This is a genomic window from Kineococcus deserti, assembly GCF_050871945.1.
Classification (GTDB): Bacteria; Actinomycetota; Actinomycetes; order Actinomycetales; family Kineococcaceae; genus Kineococcus.
Window position 1 is genome coordinate 17,484 of sequence record NZ_JBJLSI010000005.1, and the last position, 17,637, is coordinate 35,120.

Consider the following 17,637-nt stretch of genomic DNA (forward strand, 5'->3'; position numbering starts at 1 on the left):
ATCACCCCTCCCTCCCGTCGAAACCCGGCAACCCGACGCTGACGTCCGTGGGCCCACCGGGCGGGGAGTCGACGCGCAACCAGCCGTCGACGGCGCCGAGCCGGTCGGCCAGGCCCGTCAGACCCGATCCCCCGGACCCGTCCGCGCCGGCGCCCCCGATCCCGTCGTCGCTGATCCGCGCCCGCAGCTGCGTCCCGTCGCGCCACACCTGGACGCGGGCCGAACTCGCGCGGGCGTGCTTGGCGACGTTGGTGAGCGCCTCGGAGACGCAGAAGTAGGCGATCGCCTCGGCCGCCGGCACCGGCCGGGTGGACAGCCGCACCTCCACCGAGACCGGCAGCGGCGCGGCGGCCGCCAACCCGGACAGCGCGGCGTCCAGCCCGCGGTCGGTGAGCACGGGCGGGACGATCCCGCGGGCCACCGAGCGCATGTCGGTGATGGCCTCCCGAGCGTTGCCCTGCGCGGCCGCCAGGAAACCGGAGACGTCGGCCTGCGGATCCTTCTCCAGCGCGCGCCGGGCCATCCCGAGCTGCAGCGCGACCGCGACGAGCCGCTGCTGGGGGCCGTCGTGCAGGTCGCGTTCGATGCGCCGGCGCTCGGCCTCCACCGAGTCCACGGCCCGCTCCCGGGTGGTGGTCAGCGTCTCGACCCGTCGCCGCAGGGCGGCCTCGGTGGTGCGCGGCGGCCGCAGCAGGGAGCGGGCCGGTCCGGCCTCGCACTCCAGGAGGTACGGCGCGAACCGCACGACGCCGACGACCAGCAGCGCCCCGGCCGCGGCGACGGCGCCGTCCGGCAGCGGGATGGTGCCGGGGATGCCGAACGGCCAGTGCACCCCGGCACCGGCGACACCGCTGACGCTCTCGACCAGCACCGGCGCGAAGATCGCCCCGGTCCCGGCCGAGACCAGGCCCAGCGCCAGCGTCCCGACGAGCGCGCCGACGGTGCAGACGAGCGCCAGGTGCGCCACCGTCCGCCACATCACGACGTCGCCCAGCAGCGTGCGCCACCAGCCGCGCCCGGGCACCGGGTCGCCCGGCGCCTGGATCTCGACGTCCAGCAGCGTCCGGTAGCGGCGACGTTCGAGGCCACCGGCCAGGCGGGCCAGGAACCGTCCGGCCACGAGCAGCGGAACCCCGGTGAGCAGCACGGGGGTCAGGGCGGTGCCGAGCACGACGAGGAGCACGACGAGGAGGTAGGGCCCGAGCAGCAACAGGCTGGTGGTGCCGTGGCACAGGGCCCACCACCCCGAGCGCCAGGGGGCCAGCCAGGGGCGACCACCGGCCGGCTGCTGAACGTTGGACACGCGTCGACCCTAGGGATCGGCCGGCCCCCGGGAACAGGGGGCGATCACCCGGGCGGTGGTGGGGTTTCCCCCACCACCGGGCTACCCCGTCACTCCCCCATGACGTGCAGCTGGCGCGCCGCCTCGGCCAGCGACCCCGACAGCGAGGGGTAGACGGTGAACGCGTGCGCGACGTCGTCGACGTTGAGCCGCTTCTCGACCGCCAGGGTCACCGGGAAGATCAGCTCGCTCGCCCGCGGGGCCACCACCACCCCGCCGATGACGGTGCCCGAGCCCTTGCGGCAGAACAACTTCACGAACCCGTCGTGGATGCCGAGCATCTTGGCCCGGGCGTTGGTCGACAGCGGCAGCTTGACGATCTCGCCCTGCGCCTCGTCGGAGTCGATCTGCGCCTGGGTCCAGCCGACGGTCGCGATCTCCGGGGAGGTGAACACCGTCGAGGCGACCGAGCGCAGCTTCAGCGGGCCGACGCTGTCGCCGAGCGCGTGCCACATGGCGATGCGGCCCTGCATGGCCGCGACCGAGGCCAGCGGGAAGACGCCGGTGCAGTCGCCGGCCGCGTAGACCCCGCGCGCCGACGTGCGCGAGACCCGGTCGACGTCGATGTGCCCCGACTCCGAGGTCCACACCCCGGCCTCCTCCAGACCGAGGCCGGCGGTGTTCGGGATCGCGCCGACGGCGACGATGCAGTGCGACCCCTCGACGGTGCGCCCGTCCGAGAGGGTGACGGTGACGGAGTCGCCGTGCCGTTCGACCTTCTCGGCGCGCGAGCGGGACAGGACGGTCATGCCGCGGCGGCGGAAGACGCCCTCGAGGACCTCGGCGGCGTCGGCGTCCTCCCCCGGCAGCACCCGGTCGCGGGAGGAGACGAGCGTGACCTGCGCGCCGAGGGCGTCGTAGGCGTTGGCGAACTCCGCGCCGGTGACGCCGGAGCCGACGACGATGAGGTGCTCGGGCAGTTCGGTGAGGTCGTAGACCTGCTTCCACGTGAGGATGCGCTCGCCGTCGGGCTGGGCGTCGGGCAGCGTGCGCGGGCGGGCGCCGACCGAGACGAGCGTGACGTCGGCCTCCACCCGGGCGCCGGCGTCCTCGCCCTCCCGCACCACGATCGTCTGCGGGCCCTCCAGGGCGCCGTTGCCGGACAGGATCCGCACGCCCTCCTTCTCCAGCCGGGCCCGCACGTCGGCCGACTGCGCGGCGGCCAGCGCCTTGACGCGGGCGTGGACGCGCCCCAGGTCCACGCTCACCGCGCCGGCGGGCTCGGACTCGGGCGTGGGCCCGCCGGGGAAGCGCACCCCGAGTTCGGTGGCACCGCCGACGGTGGTCATGAGCTCGGCGGTGGCGATGAGGGTCTTGGAGGGCACGACGTCGGTGAGGACGGTGGACCCGCCGAGGCCGTCGCGTTCGACGACGGTGACCTCGGCGCCGAGCTGGGCCGCGACGAGGGCGGCTTCGTACCCGCCGGGGCCGCCACCGAGGATGGCGACACGGGCGGCCTGGGCTTTCGGGGACGCACTGGTGGCACTCACGACTCCATGCTCCCCTACCCTTCTTCTCCGTGCCTCCCTCGCCCGCCTACGCCGCGTACGCGACCAACCTCGACCCCGAGACGATGGCGCGCAAAGCCCCGCACTCGCCCCTGCGTTCGACGGGGTGGCTGCTCGGCTGGCGGCTGACCTTCGGCGGGGAGGACCGCTCGTGGCAGGGTCCGATCGCCACCGTCGTCGAAGCCCCGGGCGAGCAGGTCTACGTGGCGCTGTACGACCTCACCGAGGCCGACGAGGCCCGCCTCGACGCCAGCGAGGGCATGGACATCGGCCTGTTCCGCAAGATCAAGGTGCGGGTGCAGACCCTGGACGGCGACGTCGTGGCGTGGACGTACGTCCTCGACGACTACGAGGGCGGCCTGCCCACCGCGCGCTACCTCGGCGGCCTGGCCGACGCGGCCGAGGCCGGCGGCGCCCCCCACGACTACGTCCTGGACCTGCGCGGGCGGGCCTGCCGCTCCAACGACGCCTGAGCCGCCGCCGGGCACGCCCTAGGGTGAGCCCGTGACCTCGATCGACGACACCGACCCGTTCACCCTCGCCGAGGAGTCCGCCGCCCGGCTGGCCGAGCTGACCGGTGTCGCGCGGCACGACGTCGCGCTCGTCCTGGGGTCGGGCTGGGCCGCGGCCGCCGACCAGCTCGGCGAGGTCGTCGCGACCGTCCCCTCCACCGACCTGCCCGGGTTCCGGGCCCCGGCGGTCGTGGGGCACGCCGGCACCGTCCGCTCGATCAGCGTGCCGCGGCAGGGCGCGGACCCGCTGCGCGCCCTGGTGCTGCCCCGCACCCACGTCTACGAGAACCACGGCGTGCGGGCCGTCGCGCACGGCGTGCGGGTCGCGGCCGCGGCGGGCTGCCGCACGATCGTGCTGACCAACGGCTGCGGCGGGCTCGACCGCTCGATCCCGGCCGGGTCGCCCGTCCTCATCGCCGACCACCTCAACCTCACCGGCGCCTCGCCGCTGGAGGGGCCGACGTTCGTCGACATGACCGACCTGTACGACCCGCAGCTGCGCGCCCTGGCGCGGAGCGTGGACGCGGACCTCCCCGAAGGGGTCTACGCCCAGTTCCGCGGGCCGCAGTACGAGACCCCCGCCGAGGTGCGGATGGCCGGCGTCCTCGGCGCCACCCTCGTCGGGATGTCGACGGGGCTGGAGGCCGTCGCGGCCCGGCACGTGGGCCTGAAGGTCCTCGGGTTCTCCCTGGTGACCAACCTCGCCGCCGGGGTCTCGGACCAGCCGCTGTCGCACGAGGAGGTGCTGCAGGCCGGCCGCGAGGCCGCCCCCCGCTGCGCCGCCCTGCTGGCCGGCGTCACGCCGCTGCTCTGAGGTTCACCGCGCCGCGGCCCGCTTGTACTGGCGGGTCGCCAGCGGCACGAACACCACGAGGATCAGCACGATCCACGCCAGCGTGTACAGCTCGGCGTGCTGCAGCGGCCACGCCGTGGGCTCGGCCCCCGGGCCGACGTTCCCGAACCGCTCCCGGGTGGCCTGCACGAGCGTGGAGACGGGGTTCCACTCCGCGATCGCCTTCAGGACCGGCGGGTAGCTGTCGATCGGCACGAACCCGTTGGTGATGAACGTGACCGGGAAGATCGTGATGAACACCAGGTTGTTGAACGCCTCCGGTGTCCGGATCAGCAGTCCCAGCAGCGCCATGCACCAGGAGATCGCGTACGCGAACAGCAGCAGCAGCGCGTAGCCGATGAGCGCGTCCCACACCGAGGTGCGGATCCGCCAGCCGATCACCAGACCGGTCAGGGACATGATGACCACCACGATGACGTTGGTCACCACGTCGGAGGCCGTCCGGCCGATGAGCACCGCCGACTGCGCCATCGGCAGCGAGCGGAACCGTTCGATGATGCCCTTCTGCATGTCGTCGGCCAGCCCCGCGCCGGTGATCGTCGCCCCGAAGATGACGGTCTGGGCGAAGATCCCCGGCACGAGGAACTCGCGGTAGTTGATGCCCGGCACCGCGATCGCCCCGCCGAACACGTAGCCGAACAGCAGGATGAACATGATGGGTGAGATCAGCGTCCCGACCAGCAGGTCCGGGATCCGCTTGATCTTGATGATGTTGCGCTTGGCGACGACCGATCCGTCGGCCAGCGCCGTCCCGAGCGAACTCATGCCTGCCCCGATCCTTGCGTCTGCGGTTGGTCGGCGTCCTCACCCGCGAGCTCCTCGGCGGGTTTGCCGGTCAGGGTGAGGAAGACGTCGTCCATCGTCGGCCGGCGCAGCCCCGCGTCGAGCGGGACGATCCCGGCGGCCTCCAGCCGGCGCAGGGCGTCCACCAGCGCCGGGGTGCCCCCGCTGACCGGGACGGTGATGCGGCGCGCGCGGCGGTCGACCTGCAGGTCGCCGACGGCGACGGGTTCGAGCGCCCCGACGGCCGCGGCCACCTCCTCGTCGCGGGCCACCACGAGCTCGACCCGCTGTCCACCGACCTGCGTCTTCAGCTCGTCCGCGGTGCCGCGGGCGATGACCCGGCCGTGGTCGACGACGACGATGTCGTCGGCGAGCCGTTCGGCCTCCTCCAGGTACTGCGTCGTCAGCAGCAGCGTCGTGCCACCGGCGACCATGTCGGTCAGCAGTTCCCACATGTCGTTGCGCGAACGCGGGTCCAGACCCGTCGTCGGCTCGTCGAGGAAGAGCACCGGCGGGTGGGCGACCAGGGCCCCGGCCAGGTCGAGCCGGCGACGCATGCCGCCGGAGTAGGTCTTGGCGACCCGGCCGGCCGCGTCGGTCAGCCGGAACTGGTCCAGCAACTCCCACGCACGCTCACGGGACCGCTTGCGGCCCAGGTGGTACAGCCGGCCGACCATGTCCAGGTTCTCGAAACCCGTGAGGTTCTCGTCGACCGCGGCGTACTGCCCGGACAACCCGATGCGGCGCCGGACCTCCCGCGGGTCGCCCACGACGTCCACACCCGCGACCGAGGCCGTTCCCGCGTCGGGGAGCAACAGCGTCGTGAGCATCCGCACGACGGTCGTCTTGCCCGCGCCGTTGGGGCCCAGCAGGGCCGTGACGGTGCCCTCGGGCACCTCGATGTCCACTCCCGCGACGGCCGTGACCTCGCCGAAGCGCTTGACCAGTCCGCGCGCCTGCACCGCCGCGTCCGGACCCCGAGACCTTCCGCTCACCGCCATGTCCCCGACCCTAGGAGGTACCACCGACACCACGCCCGTCCTTTCCCGGCACGTTCCCGACCCGCCGAACTCCTGCGACCACCGACCCCGCACGCCGCGCGAACTCATCGGCTCCGCCCGCCCCGTCGTGCAACCCCGGTCCGCAACGCCGGACCGGCGGCGCCCGGTGCCCGTCGAGCACGAGCGCCCGGACGGCGAGGGAACGGTGAGGCGGTCCGAACTCGTGCGCGAACTCCAGCACGGCCCTCCGACACGACCACGCCGGCGTCCCGCCCGGTACCGTCACCCGCGTGCACGCCCTGCGTGGGAGGACCTCGTGGCGCAACCCGCTGCTGCAGGACGCCCTCGGCGGCGTCGTGCTGCTCGTGGCCTGCGTGGTCGTGCGGGAGCCGCACCCCACCCGGGAACCGTGGCCGTGGGGATGGGTGCTCGTCCTCGTCGCGGCCGTGGGCCTGGCGGTGCGCCGCCGGTACCCGGTTCCGGCGCTCGTGCTGACCTTCGCGGCGGCGCTGACCTACTACCCGTCGGGTTTCCCGGGCAACCCGATGGGTGTGGCGTTCTTCCTGACCCTCTACACCGTCGCGCAGACCAGCCGCGTGCTGTGGATCGTGGCCGTCGTGGCGTTCGCGACCAGCCTCGCGCTGGTGGCCTCGCTGCTGGCCGACCGCCCCGAACCACCGGCCGACCTGGTCGGACTCACCGGGATGCTGCTGGTGACGGCCGCGCTGGGCGAGGCCGGCCGGGCCCGGCGGCTGCGGCTGGAGGCCGCCGAGGAACGCGCCCGCGCGGCCGCCGGCACCGAACGGCTGCGCATCGCGCGCGAACTGCACGACGTCCTGGCCCACCAGATCTCCCTCATCGCCGTGCAGTCCGGGGCGGCGCTGCACTCCGGGAACCCCGACCGCGCCCAGGACGCGCTGCGGGCGGTGAACGTCGCCAGCCGGGAGGCCCTCACGCGGCTGCGGGAGGTGCTCGGCGTCATGCGCGACGTCGACAGCTGGCGGGACGCCGACGACCCCGGCCCCGGGCTGGCCGACCTGGAACGCCTCCTCGAGGGGGTCCGGGCGACGGGACTGCGCGTGCGGTTCACCCCTCAGCCCGCGCACGCCGCCGCCGACGTCGAGCTCGTGGCCTACCGGATCGTCCAGGAGGCCCTGACGAACACCGTCCGCCACGCCGGCGCCCGCACCGTCGACGTCGAGGTGCGCGCCGACGGTGACCGGCTGCGCCTGCGGGTGAGCGACGACGGGCGGGGAACCGGCGGGCGGCCGGCCGGCAACGGGGTGCGCGGGATGGGCGAACGCGCCGCCGCGGTGGGTGGCCGGGTGCAGGTCCGCGACTCGCCGTCCGGTGTGACCGTCACGGCCGACCTGCCGATCGGCGGCCGCCCGTGATCCGGGTGCTGCTGGCCGACGACCAGGCGCTGGTCCGGGCCGGTTTCCGGCTGATCCTCGAGGACGAACCCGACGTCGAGGTCCTGGAGGCGGCCGACGGGGAGGAGGCGGTGGCGCTCACCCGTCGCGAGCGCCCCGACCTGGTGCTGATGGACGTGCGGATGCCGGGCACCGACGGCCTGGAGGCCACCCGCCGCATCACCGGCGATCCCGACCTGGCCGGCTGCCGCGTCGTCATCCTCACGACCTTCGAACTCGACGAGTACGTCTTCGCGGCGCTGCGCGGGGGTGCCAGCGGGTTCCTCGTCAAGGACACCGAACCGGCCGACCTGCTGCGCGCGGTGCGCACGGTCGTCGCGGGCGAGGCGCTGCTGTCGCCGTCGGTGACGCGCCGGCTGATCGAGGCGTTCGCGACCGGTCCGGCGCCGAGCCCGGTGGCGGGCGCGCTGGCCGAGCTCACCGGCCGGCAGCTGGAGATCGTCCGGCTGGTGGCGACGGGGGCGTCCAACGCCGAGATCGCCGCGGCCCTCGACATCACGCACGCCACCGCCCGCACCCACGTCAGCCGGATCCTCGGGCGGCTGGGGCTGCGCGACCGCGCGCAGCTGGTCGTGCTGGCGTACGAGAGCGGGCTGGTGGCGCCGGGGCGTCGATAGCCGGCGCGGGTCGTGTCGCCTCGAGGCGTACGGCAGCAGCCGACCCCGCGACGTGCGGACGATGCCGCCCGGCACCCGGCCCACGCACGATGGGCGGGTGCTCACGTCCCTGGCCCGCACCGTCGTCGCCCACCGCTGGTGGGTCATCGCCGTCTGGCTCGTCCTGACCGCCTTCGGCGCGTTCGCGGCCCCGCGGGCGACGGACGCGCTCACGTACGACTTCAGCCTCCCCGGCCAGCCCGGGTACGAGACGAACCTGACGATCAGCGAGGAGTTCGGGTCCGGTGGGGACCGGGCCCCGGTCCTGCTCGTCGTCGGCGACGGGTCGGCGGCGGTCGACCCCGCGGCCGCCCGGCCCGTGACCGACGCCGTCGCCCGGGCCCTGCCCGGATCGCGGACGGCCTCGTTCGCGACCGAACCGGAACTGCTCGCCCAGGACGGCCGGCTCGGGGTGGTCGTCGTGTACCCGCAGCCGGTTCCGGGGCCGGACGGCTACGTCGCCGCACTCCCTGCGCTGGAGGGCCTCGCGGGGCAGTTCAGCGCGAACGGGACGCCGGTCGCGGTGACGGGTGCGGATGCGCTGATCGCGGGGCAGGGTGCCGAGTCGGGCGGCGCGGACGTGCTGGCCGAAACGCTGTTCGGGGCCGTCGGTGCGCTGGTCGTGCTGCTGCTGGTGTTCGGTTCGGCGCTGGCCGTCATGCCGCTGCTGGTGGCGGCCGCCTCGATCCTGACGACGTTCGCCGTCGTGTGAGGGCTGACCGGGATCACCGACATCTCGTTCATCGTGCAGTTCCTGCTCGCACTCATCGGCCTGGGCGTCGCGATCGACTACGCCCTGCTGCTGGTGACCCGCTGGCGCGAGGAACTCGGCCACGGTTTCGAGGCCCGGGAGGCCGTCGAACGGGCCATGGCGACCGCGGGCCGGTCGGTGATGTTCTCCGGGCTGACCGTGGCGATCAGCCTGGCCGCGCTCATCGCGCTGCCGGTGCCGTTCCTGCGCAGCGTCGGGTTCACCGGGCTGCTCATCCCGCTGGTCAGCGTCGTCTCGTCGCTGACGCTGCTGCCGGCGCTGCTGGCCGTGGCCGGTCGCCGGCTGGACTGGCCGCACCGGCGGACCACGTCGCCGGACTCGCGCAGCTGGCGGCGCCTGGGCGGTCTCGTGGTGCGGCACCGCTGGATCGCCGCCGCGCTGTCGACGGCGGCGCTGCTGGCGCTGGCCTTCCCCGTGCTGGGCCTGCGGCTGGGTTCGCCCAGCGACGCCTCCCTCGCCTCGACCGGTGGCCCCGCCGCGCAGGCCGTGCTGCGGTTGCAGGACAGCGGCATCGGGAACGGCCTGACCTCGCCGGTGGAGGTCGTCACCGACGATCCGGACGCGGTCGTGGCCGCGGTGCGGGGCCTGGACGGGGTCGCCGGGGTGGTGGCCCCCGCGGACTGGACGGCCGGTGGTTCCTCGATCGTGCAGGTGTGGAGCGCGGCCGAGTCGAGTTCGGCGGCCGGGGTCGGCACCGTGGCGCTGGTGCGCGAGACGGCCGAGGACCTGGGCGCGGGGGTCGGCGGAGTTCCGGTGCAGGACGCCGACTTCCTCGAGGCGGTCTACGGCAACGCGTGGTGGGTCGTCTCGCTCATCGTGGTCGTCACGTTCGTGCTGCTCGCGGTGGCCCTGCGCTCGGTCGTGCTGCCGTTGAAGGCGTTGCTGCTGAACGTCCTGTCGCTGGCCGCCGCCTACGGCGTCACCGTCCTGATCTGGCAGGAGGGCTTCGCCACCGAGGTCCTGTTCGGGCAGATCGCGTCGGGTTCCCTCACGACGTGGGTCCCGATCGCGGTGTTCTCGTTCCTGTTCGGGTTGTCGATGGACTACGAGGTGTTCCTGCTCTCCCGGATCCGGGAGGAGTACGACGCCACCGGCGACACCGACCGGGCCACGGTCGACGGGGTCGCCCGCACCGGGCGGCTGGTCAGTTCCGCCGCGCTCATCCTGTTCCTGGCGTTCATCTCGCTGTCCCGCGTGCCCGCGACCGACGTGAAGATCATGGCGACCGCGCTGGCCCTGGGCATCATCCTCGACGCGACCCTGGTGCGCGGGGTCCTGGCTCCCGCCCTCGTCGCCGGGCTGGGCCGGGCGAACTGGTGGCACCCGTGGGCCCGGCGGCCGGAGGCCGCCGGGCGGCACCGGATCAGCACGAAGGTCTAGGCGTTCTCGGTGCTGCGCAGCACCCCCATCATCGCCATCTCGTCCTCGAGCAGCGGCCCGTCGTGCACGCACTCCTGCAACGCCTCGCGCAACCGCTCCTCGTCCAGCCCGGCGCCGATGAGGACGAGTTCGGTGACCCGGGCCGAACCCCGCGGCCAGCTGCCCCGTTCGAACCGCACCGCGGCACCGACGGTGTGCAGCAGGTACCGCTGGTCGAAACCCTCGACGGCGAACCGGACGAAACCCTTCATCCGGAACACCCCGGAGGGGCGGCCGTCGAGGAACCGCACGAAGCGGCGGGGGTCCAGCGGGGTGTCGCTGCGGAACTCCACGGCGTCGTACATGGAGTGCAGGTGCGTCCCGTGATCCTCGGGGACGGTCTCACCCAGGGCCAGTTGCCGTTGCTGGACGGGCCTGGGCTCGAACAGCAACCGCGGGTCCAGCTGCCCGCGGGCGGCGGGGACGACCGGGGCCCAGGCGTTGAGCCGGCGGCACACCGCGGCGATCCGTGCCGCCTCCTGCTCGTCCACCAGGTCGGTCTTGGTGAGCAGGACGACGTCGGCCATGGCGACGTGGTCGTCCAGTTCGGTGTGCCGCAACCTCGTCGTCTCGAACTCGACGGCGTCGACGGCCACCACGAGCCCGCCGTAGGCGATCCCGGGCACGGTGCTGGTCAGGACCTGCCGGACCATCGCGGCCGGCTCGGCCACCCCGCTGGCCTCGATGAGCACCGCGTCCAGGCCGGGTCCGCGGCGGCGGGGGGCGGTCAGCCTCGTCAGCAGTTCGTCGATGCTGCCGTCGTCGGTGGAGCAGCACAGGCAGCCGTTCTCCAGCGAGACGGTGCTGTCGGCCCAGCCGGCCACCAGCAGCGAGTCGATGCCGACGGAGCCGAAGTCGTTGACGATGACCCCGAGCCGCACGTCGGAGGCCGAGCGCAGCAGCTGGTTGAGGACCGTCGTCTTCCCGGCGCCGAGGAACCCGGCCAGGACCACCACGGGGATGCTCACGCCCGTCATCGTCGCACGGACGGCTCGTAGGCTGGTGAGGTGAACGATGCCCTGTTCGACCGTGTCCGCACCTGGATCGCGGACGATCCCGAACCCCACGACCGGCAGACCCTGCAGCAGTTGCTGAGCGACGCCGAGGGCGGCTCGCAGACCGCGCTCGACGACCTCGCGGAGCGGTTCTCGGGTCCGCTGGAGTTCGGCACGGCCGGGCTGCGCGGCGTCGTCGGCGCCGGTGAGCACCGGATGAACCGGGCCGTCGTGCAGCGCGCCGCGGCCGGTCTCGGGGCGTGGCTGACCGCCCGGTTCGAGCGGCCGCGGGTCGTGATCGGCCTGGACGCCCGGCACGGGTCGCGCGAGTTCGCCGACGACTCCGCGGCCGTCCTGCTCGCCGCCGGGTGCGAGGTGCTGCTGCTGCCGCGGCCGCTGCCGACGCCCGTCCTGGCGTTCGCGGTCCGCCGCTTCGACGCCGACGCGGGGGTGATGGTCACCGCGAGCCACAACCCGGCGCGCGACAACGGCTACAAGGTCTACCTCGGTGGTCGCGCGAGCGGGCCCGAGGGGCGCGGGGTGCAGATCGTGCCACCGGTCGACGCCGAGATCGCCGAGCGGATCGCCGCGGTCGGCCCGCTCGCCGACCTGCCGCGGGCGGCCGGCGGGTGGACGGTCCTGGGCGAGGAGGTGGTCCAGGAGTACCTGGCCGCGATCGGCGACGCGGTGTCCCCGGCCCCCGGGCCGAACCCGCGGATCGTCGTCACCGCGATGCACGGCGTCGGTGGCCCGGTCCTGACCGAGGCGCTGCGGCGCAACGGGTTCACCGACGTGCACGAGGTCGCCGAGCAAGCCGAGCCGGATCCGGGGTTCCCGACCGTGCCGTTCCCGAACCCGGAGGAACCCGGCGCCCTGGACCGTGCGGTCGAGCTCGCCGTCCGGGTGGGGGCCGACGTGGTGCTGGCGGTGGACCCGGACGCGGACCGGTGCTGCGTCGCGGTGCCCGGCCCGGACGGCTTCGTGCAGCTGTCCGGGGACCAGCTGGGCCGGGTGCTGGGCGAGGAGCTGGCCGGCCCGGGGGCCGTGCTGGCGTGCTCGGTGGTGAGCTCGCAGGCCCTGCAGCGGATCGCCGCCCGGCGCGGCGCCCGGTTCGCCTCCGCGCTCACCGGGTTCAAGTGGATCGCCCGCGTTCCCGGGCTGACGTTCGGCTACGAGGAGGCGATCGGCTACTGCGTCGCCCCCGACGTGGTGCGCGACAAGGACGGGATCTCCGCCTCGCTGCTGGTGGCCGGGATCGTGCGCCGCGAGCTGGCCGCCGGGCGCACCCTGCACGACGTGCTGGCCGACCTCGACCGCGCCGACGGGGTGCACCTGACCGCGCCGGTGACGCTGCGGGTGCAGGACCTCTCGCTCATCGGGGCGGCGATGACCCGGCTGCGCCAGGACCCACCCGCCTCCCTCGGCGGGTCGGCCGTGACGTCGGTCGAGGACCTCGCCGACGGGCTGGACGGTCTCCCGCCGACGGACGGGCTGCGGTTCCGCACCGCCGACGGCACCCGCGTCGTCGTCCGGCCCAGCGGGACCGAGCCGAAGCTGAAGTGCTACTGCGAGGTCGTCGCGGACGTGGACGGACCGCTCGAGGACGTCCGGGGGGTGGCCCGCGAGCGCCTGGCCGCCGTCACGCGGGACGTGCGGGCGGCCACCGGGATGGACTGAGGCCTTTCCGGGACGCAGCGACAGTCGATGCGCCACGCTCTCGGCATGGCACATCGACCGTCGACGGCTCCGCGGGTCGCGCGGCGGTTCGGCGTCCACCTGCGCCCGCACGTCATGGCGTTGTGCGGCTTCTTCGCCGGGCGCATCGGCTGGTGGTGCGTCGTCGTGGGGACCTGGCTCCTCGTCGCCCCGTCGGGGACGGCGACGGAGCAACCCGTCCGTCCCCTCGGCGACGCCGGGGCTGCCGTCGACGGGCTGGTGGTCGACCCGCCGGTGCCCGCGGGCGTCGAGGTCCGGACGATGCCGACCTCGGATCCGGTGCTGGTCCTGCACCCGGGGTCGTGGCTCGAACGCGGCCTCGCCCACGGGCAGACCCCGCTGGTCTGGTTGTGCGTCGGGGCGGCCGCGCTGTGGCTGGCGCCGCTGCTGCGCAGCTTCGCGGCGGGTGAGCCGTTCGACCGCGGCAACCCGCGACGGCTGCGCGGCATCGCCGCCGCCGTCCTGGTCGCCGGCCACGTCGCACCCTGGCTGCCCGTCCTGGCGACGGAACTGGCGCTGCGACGGCTGGGCATGACCGGCGACTGGTCCCCGTCCCGGGGTCTGCCCGTCCACACGTCGCTGCTGTTCGCCCTCCTGCTGCTGCTCCTGGCCGGAGCCCTGCGCCAGGGGCGCACGCTGCAGGACGACGTCGAGGGGCTGGTGTGAGCGACGACGCTGCGCACCGGGTGGTCTGCCACCTGGACCGGTTGCTGGCCGAGCGCGGCATGACGCTGGTGGAACTGGCGGCGCGCGTGGGGGTGACGGTGGTGGACCTGTCGGTCCTGGAGGACGACCGGGCCCGGGCCGTGCGGTTCTCCACGCTGACCGCGATCTGCGACGTCCTGCACTGCCAGCCGGGGGACCTGTTCAGCGTGCGCGGCGCCTGACCCCTGGGGATGCTCGCAGGTCAGCGCACGTCGACGAACACCGGGTTGGTGTAGCACCACAGGTCGTCCCAGGGGTCGGCGTCGCCGATCCGGTCGACGCGCGGGTGCCCGTCGGCGTCGGCGTGCCGGCCGTCGCTGCCCCGGAACCGGACGTACAGCGGGTCGGCCACCCCGCGCAGGACGGTGCGGAACACCTGCCGGCCCGAGGCGTGGGCGGGCACCTCGAAGCTCTCCACGACCCGGGTTCCGGGCGCCTCGAACAGGTCCCGGTCGACGTCGGCGACCCGTCCGGTGACGGTGCCGACGATGACGTCCCAGCGCGCCGAGCGGGGAACCTGCCCGCTGCCGTTGGGTTCGGTGGCGGGATCGACGGTGAGTTCGACCTCCACGTCGCCGCCGCGTTCGACGGTGGTGCGGGCGCCGAACGTCACCCCGGGCCCGGGACCGGTGCGCACCCGCCCCTCGACGGCCTTCACCAGCCCACCGTGGACGACGAAGATCCGGCCGCCCCGCAGGGCGGCCATGACCGAGCGGTAGTCGCGCGAGGGTGAACCCACGCAGGTGCGGGAGTAGAAACCCGGGGCGAAGTCGACGTACCCGTGCTGCACGACGCCGGTGTCGACGGGTTCACCGCGCGAACCGTGCTCGCGGTAGTGGTCCAGGGAGAGGTTCCCGGCCACCCAGGTGTCGCCGATGTCGAAGTGGTTGTCGGAGTTCGCGGTGATCCACCACGGCAACCCCTCGGCCAGCAGCGAGTCCCACAACCCGCCCATCCGCGCGGTCGCGGCGTCGAAACCACCCCAGGTGCGGTACTGGTCGAGGTCGTAGCCCGGGAAGGACCACCTGCCCGGGGACTCGTCGTACTGCCCGCGCCCGCGCCCGCGTCCCAGCGGGGCCGGCAGCGCCGCGGCCTGGTGACCGGGCGCGCCCTCCCAGCCGATGAACACCCCGGGCGCGGCGTCGCGCCAGCCGCGCACCTTCGAGGGCGAGACCCGGCCGGTGCGCATGGGGTGGTTGGACAGGACGAGGGCCTCCCCCACCGTGCCGGTGCGCAGTTCCTCCACCAGCCAGGCCAGCGCGTCCAGGCCCAGCTGCTCGGCGACCGGGCCGCCCTCGACGGAGTCGGCGATGGCCCGCGGGCCGTGCGGGTTCTGCCGGGCGCCCAGGACGTCGCCGTCGAAGCGCCGTTCGAAGCGTTCGAGCAGGTCCGGGGTGTCCTCGTGGTCGGGCGCGATGAACGTCGCGTGCTCGGCGCCGGGGATGTTCCACTCCATGCCCTGGAAGACCAGGACGTCGTGCTGCTCGCGGGCCGCCGCGATGAGCGGGGTCTGCAGGGCGACGGACTGCTTGGCGTGGTCGGGGCCGCCGTGGTCGGTGATGACCATCCAGTCCAGCCCGCACTCGGAGGCCCGGCGGACCTGGTCGTCGACGGAGTACATGGCGTCGCGGGAGAACGTCGTGTGGATGTGGTGGTCCCCGGCGTACCAGGCGAACTGCCGGTCGTCGCCCTCGGAGCTGACCGGGTCGGGCGGCAGCGGGGTGGGCTCGTGGGAGTGCGGTTCCTGGGAGTGCGCATGGGTGTGCGGGTGGGGGTGCACGACGCCCACCCTGCCAGGGCCGTTCAGCGGCTGCGCGAACGCCCCTCTCAGACCACGGATGTCTCAGTAGACTCACTCGTCGTGAGTACCTCGCTACCGGACACTGTCGCGGGGCTGTCGGCCCCGCGGGAGTCCCCGCTGCGTGTGACCACGCTCGACCTGCCCGCCGCCGCCGACTCCCTCGCCGCCGTGTCCCAGCCCGACCCCGGCCCCTTCCCGTCCCTGCCCGACGAGGTCCCGGCCGTCGTCCTGGCCGACGGGCCCGCGGGCCACGCCGACGGACGAGGACCGGTGCCGGGCGAGCTGCTCGACGTCCTGGCCCCCACGACGGGCGAGCGGCTGCTGCAGGTCGAGGACACCGGCCCGGAGCTGGTGGGCGACATCGCCTCGGCCGTCGCGGCGACCAGCCGCAGCGACTGGGCGTGGCTGTCCCCCGAGGACCGGGCCAGGTTCCTGTTCGCCGTCGCCGACGTCCTGGCCGACCACGTCCGCGCCCTGGCCGTCACGGCCGCGCTGACCACCGGCCGTCCCCTGGCCGCCGGTTTCACCGTCGACGCCCCGGCCGCCCACGCCGCCGCGTTCTCCGCCGCCGGCTGGGCCGACAAGCTGCCCGCGGTCGGCGCCGCCCACCGACCCGGCGGCGGTGTCGTGGCGGTCCTGACGACGTGGCGCACGAGCACCGCGGACGCCCTCAGCGCCGTGGTGGCCGCGCTGGTGACGGGCTGCGGGGTCGTCCTGCGCGCCCGGCCGGCCGCCGCCGCGAGCGCCCGCCAGATCGTCCGGCTGGTGGAGGAGGCGGGCGTGCCCGCGGGCCTGGTGCGCTCGGCTCCGGGCGCCGACGCCGCGGCCGACGCGGCACTGTGGTCGCACCCCGAACTCGTCGCGGTCCGCGCGGACGGTTCGGTCGAGGACCTGCGGGGGGTCGGGGTGGCGCTGGCGCACAGCGGAACCCCGCTGCTGCAACGGGTCGACGCCCCGCACGTGGACGTCGTGCTGCCCTCGGCCGACCTGGAGGCGGTGGCGGCGGCGCTGGTCGAGGCGGCCGTCGGCGGGGCGCACGAACGTCCCGGCGGCTCCCGCGTGCTCGTCGTCCGCTCCGTCGCCGACGCGCTGGTGGCCCGGGCCTCGCCGGTCGTGGCCCGGCTGCGCACGGGTCATCCGCTGGACCGCGCCACCGCCGTCGGCCCGGTCCCGACGCCGCACCTGGCCCGCGCCGCGCGGGAGGTGCTGGACGCCACCGCGGGGTTGCCGCCGGGGTTGCCCGAGGGCGGCTGGTGGGCTCCCCCGGGGATGGCGACGATCGGCCGGCACAGCGCCTGGCCACCGCCCGGTCCCGTCCTCGGCGTGCGCACGGTCCGCTCGACCGAGGACGCCCTCAACCAGCTGGCCGGCGCCGGGTCGGTGACGGTGTGGGGCGGCGAACTGGGCGCGGAGGTCCCCGCCCCGCCGGATCCGCGCCGGGACGCCCTGGACCTGCTGCGGGCCTGCCGTGCCTGAGCCGGCCGGCGCCCAGGGCGCGGCCCGCCGCGGCCGGGCGCTGCTGGCGGCCGCCTCGGAGGTCGAGGCCGACCGCAACCGCTTCGTCGAGCAGGTCCGGCGCGCGCACGGCTGCCGGATCTCCGAGGCCGTGGCGCAGGTCGACGGCTGCGTCGACACGATCGTGCGCTGGGCCGGCTGGGCCGACAAGCTCGACCTGCTGCTGCCCGTCGCCGCGGGCGGCCGGCGGCCGCCCCCGGTGGCGATCCTGCCTCCCGGGGAGTTCCTCGGCGCCGCCCGGGCGGTGTGCTCGGCCCTGGCCGCGGGCGCCCGCTGCGTCGTGGCCCACGAGTCCGCGGCCGTGGGCTCGCTCATCGACGTCATCGCGGCGGAGTTCCCCGCCGCGGCCGTGACGATCGTGGCCCGCGACCCCGCCACCGTGCGCGAGCTGGCCACGACGGTGGCCCTGCTCGACGCCCGCGCGGCCGCCGAGGACTTCGACGCCGACCTGCGGCTGGCGTGCGCCGAGGCGGGGACGCGCGTGCTGGCGCCGCACCCCGGGCTGGCCGACCTCGGCGACCTGGAACTCGTCGGCGCCCTGTTCGCCGGCGCCACCCGTCCCGTCTGAAGCGATCGTGAGGGGACCGTTGACGCAGCGGGCCGGACCTACCGGCCTGCTGCGTCAA

16 protein-coding genes and 1 pseudogene are annotated in these 17,637 nt (G+C 74.8%); 11 read left to right on the forward strand and 6 right to left on the reverse strand.

Annotation, left to right across the window (positions count from 1 at the left end):
- Position 1 precedes the first annotated feature (1 nt).
- Both ACRYR2_RS05570 and ACRYR2_RS05575 read right to left on the reverse strand, forming a co-directional pair.
- A complete protein-coding gene (locus ACRYR2_RS05570) occupies positions 2-1,303 on the reverse strand; it encodes a sensor histidine kinase (RefSeq protein WP_432561842.1) in 1,302 nt (433 codons plus the stop codon).
- Between the two features lie 89 nt (positions 1,304-1,392).
- Complete coding sequence (locus ACRYR2_RS05575; RefSeq protein WP_432561843.1) at positions 1,393-2,832, reverse strand: NAD(P)H-quinone dehydrogenase; 1,440 nt, start codon at positions 2,830-2,832, stop codon at positions 1,393-1,395.
- Between the two features lie 29 nt (positions 2,833-2,861).
- On the opposite strand from ACRYR2_RS05575, the gene ACRYR2_RS05580 reads away from it, so the two are divergent.
- The gene (locus tag ACRYR2_RS05580) at positions 2,862-3,323 is read left to right on the forward strand and encodes a gamma-glutamylcyclotransferase (RefSeq protein WP_432561844.1); all 462 of its coding nucleotides are present in this window, start codon (positions 2,862-2,864) and stop codon (positions 3,321-3,323) included.
- A 31-nt stretch (positions 3,324-3,354) separates the two neighbouring features.
- Positions 3,355-4,176 carry a purine-nucleoside phosphorylase gene (locus tag ACRYR2_RS05585; protein ID WP_432561845.1) on the forward strand — a complete coding sequence of 274 codons (822 nt, stop codon included), beginning with the start codon at positions 3,355-3,357 and terminating at the stop codon, positions 4,174-4,176.
- A gap of 3 nt (positions 4,177-4,179) precedes the next feature.
- Here the strand turns inward: ACRYR2_RS05585 and ACRYR2_RS05590 are convergent, their stop codons facing one another.
- Positions 4,180-4,980: an ABC transporter permease gene (locus ACRYR2_RS05590; RefSeq protein WP_432561846.1), complete on the reverse strand. Its 801-nt coding sequence runs from the start codon at positions 4,978-4,980 to the stop codon at positions 4,180-4,182.
- A complete protein-coding gene (locus tag ACRYR2_RS05595; RefSeq protein ID WP_432561847.1) occupies positions 4,977-5,999 on the reverse strand; it encodes an ATP-binding cassette domain-containing protein in 1,023 nt (340 codons plus the stop codon). The genes ACRYR2_RS05590 and ACRYR2_RS05595 overlap by 4 nt, the downstream gene beginning before the upstream one ends.
- Before the next feature lie 290 nt (positions 6,000-6,289).
- Here ACRYR2_RS05595 and ACRYR2_RS05600 point away from each other — a divergent pair, with 290 nt between their 5' ends.
- The 4 genes and pseudogenes from ACRYR2_RS05600 to ACRYR2_RS05615 all read left to right on the forward strand — a co-directional run bounded on the left by ACRYR2_RS05600 (position 6,290) and on the right by ACRYR2_RS05615 (position 10,240).
- Positions 6,290-7,393, forward strand: coding sequence for a sensor histidine kinase (locus ACRYR2_RS05600; RefSeq protein ID WP_432561848.1), 1,104 nt, complete (start codon positions 6,290-6,292; stop codon positions 7,391-7,393).
- Entirely contained in the window at positions 7,390-8,049 is a 660-nt protein-coding gene (locus ACRYR2_RS05605; protein WP_432561849.1) for a response regulator, read from the forward strand. Before ACRYR2_RS05600 ends, ACRYR2_RS05605 begins: the two co-directional genes overlap by 4 nt.
- A gap of 97 nt (positions 8,050-8,146) precedes the next feature.
- Positions 8,147-9,205 (forward strand): annotated as a pseudogene (locus ACRYR2_RS05610) (MMPL family transporter); the annotation flags it as partial.
- Between the two features lie 306 nt (positions 9,206-9,511).
- Positions 9,512-10,240 (forward strand): MMPL family transporter, encoded by a 729-nt coding sequence (locus ACRYR2_RS05615; protein ID WP_432562007.1) that lies wholly within the window; start codon positions 9,512-9,514, stop codon positions 10,238-10,240.
- On the opposite strand, the gene ACRYR2_RS05620 is transcribed toward ACRYR2_RS05615, so the two are convergent.
- Positions 10,237-11,256: a CobW family GTP-binding protein gene (locus ACRYR2_RS05620; RefSeq protein ID WP_432561850.1), complete on the reverse strand. Its 1,020-nt coding sequence runs from the start codon at positions 11,254-11,256 to the stop codon at positions 10,237-10,239. The genes ACRYR2_RS05615 and ACRYR2_RS05620 overlap by 4 nt on opposite strands.
- A 30-nt stretch (positions 11,257-11,286) precedes the next feature.
- Between ACRYR2_RS05620 and ACRYR2_RS05625 the strand changes: the two genes are divergently transcribed.
- From ACRYR2_RS05625 to ACRYR2_RS05635, 3 genes are read left to right on the forward strand one after another with little or no spacing between them, the layout of a single operon-like run.
- Positions 11,287-12,951, forward strand: a complete 1,665-nt coding sequence (locus ACRYR2_RS05625) for a phospho-sugar mutase (protein WP_432561851.1) — start codon at positions 11,287-11,289, stop codon at positions 12,949-12,951.
- A gap of 45 nt (positions 12,952-12,996) precedes the next feature.
- On the forward strand, positions 12,997-13,656 hold the full coding sequence (locus ACRYR2_RS05630; protein WP_432561852.1) for a hypothetical protein: 660 nt from the start codon (positions 12,997-12,999) through the stop codon (positions 13,654-13,656).
- Positions 13,653-13,877 carry a helix-turn-helix domain-containing protein gene (locus ACRYR2_RS05635; RefSeq protein WP_432561853.1) on the forward strand — a complete coding sequence of 75 codons (225 nt, stop codon included), beginning with the start codon at positions 13,653-13,655 and terminating at the stop codon, positions 13,875-13,877. Before ACRYR2_RS05630 ends, ACRYR2_RS05635 begins: the two co-directional genes overlap by 4 nt.
- 20 nt (positions 13,878-13,897) lie before the next feature.
- On the opposite strand, the gene ACRYR2_RS05640 is transcribed toward ACRYR2_RS05635, so the two are convergent.
- On the reverse strand, positions 13,898-15,475 hold the full coding sequence (locus ACRYR2_RS05640; RefSeq protein WP_432561854.1) for a PHP domain-containing protein: 1,578 nt from the start codon (positions 15,473-15,475) through the stop codon (positions 13,898-13,900).
- 144 nt (positions 15,476-15,619) lie between these two features.
- Here ACRYR2_RS05640 and ACRYR2_RS05645 point away from each other — a divergent pair, with 144 nt between their 5' ends.
- Positions 15,620-16,972, forward strand: coding sequence for an aldehyde dehydrogenase family protein (locus ACRYR2_RS05645; RefSeq protein WP_432561855.1), 1,353 nt, complete (start codon positions 15,620-15,622; stop codon positions 16,970-16,972).
- The gene (locus ACRYR2_RS05650) at positions 16,965-17,579 is read left to right on the forward strand and encodes an aldehyde dehydrogenase family protein (protein ID WP_432561856.1); all 615 of its coding nucleotides are present in this window, start codon (positions 16,965-16,967) and stop codon (positions 17,577-17,579) included. The genes ACRYR2_RS05645 and ACRYR2_RS05650 overlap by 8 nt, the downstream gene beginning before the upstream one ends.
- Positions 17,580-17,637 lie beyond the last annotated feature (58 nt).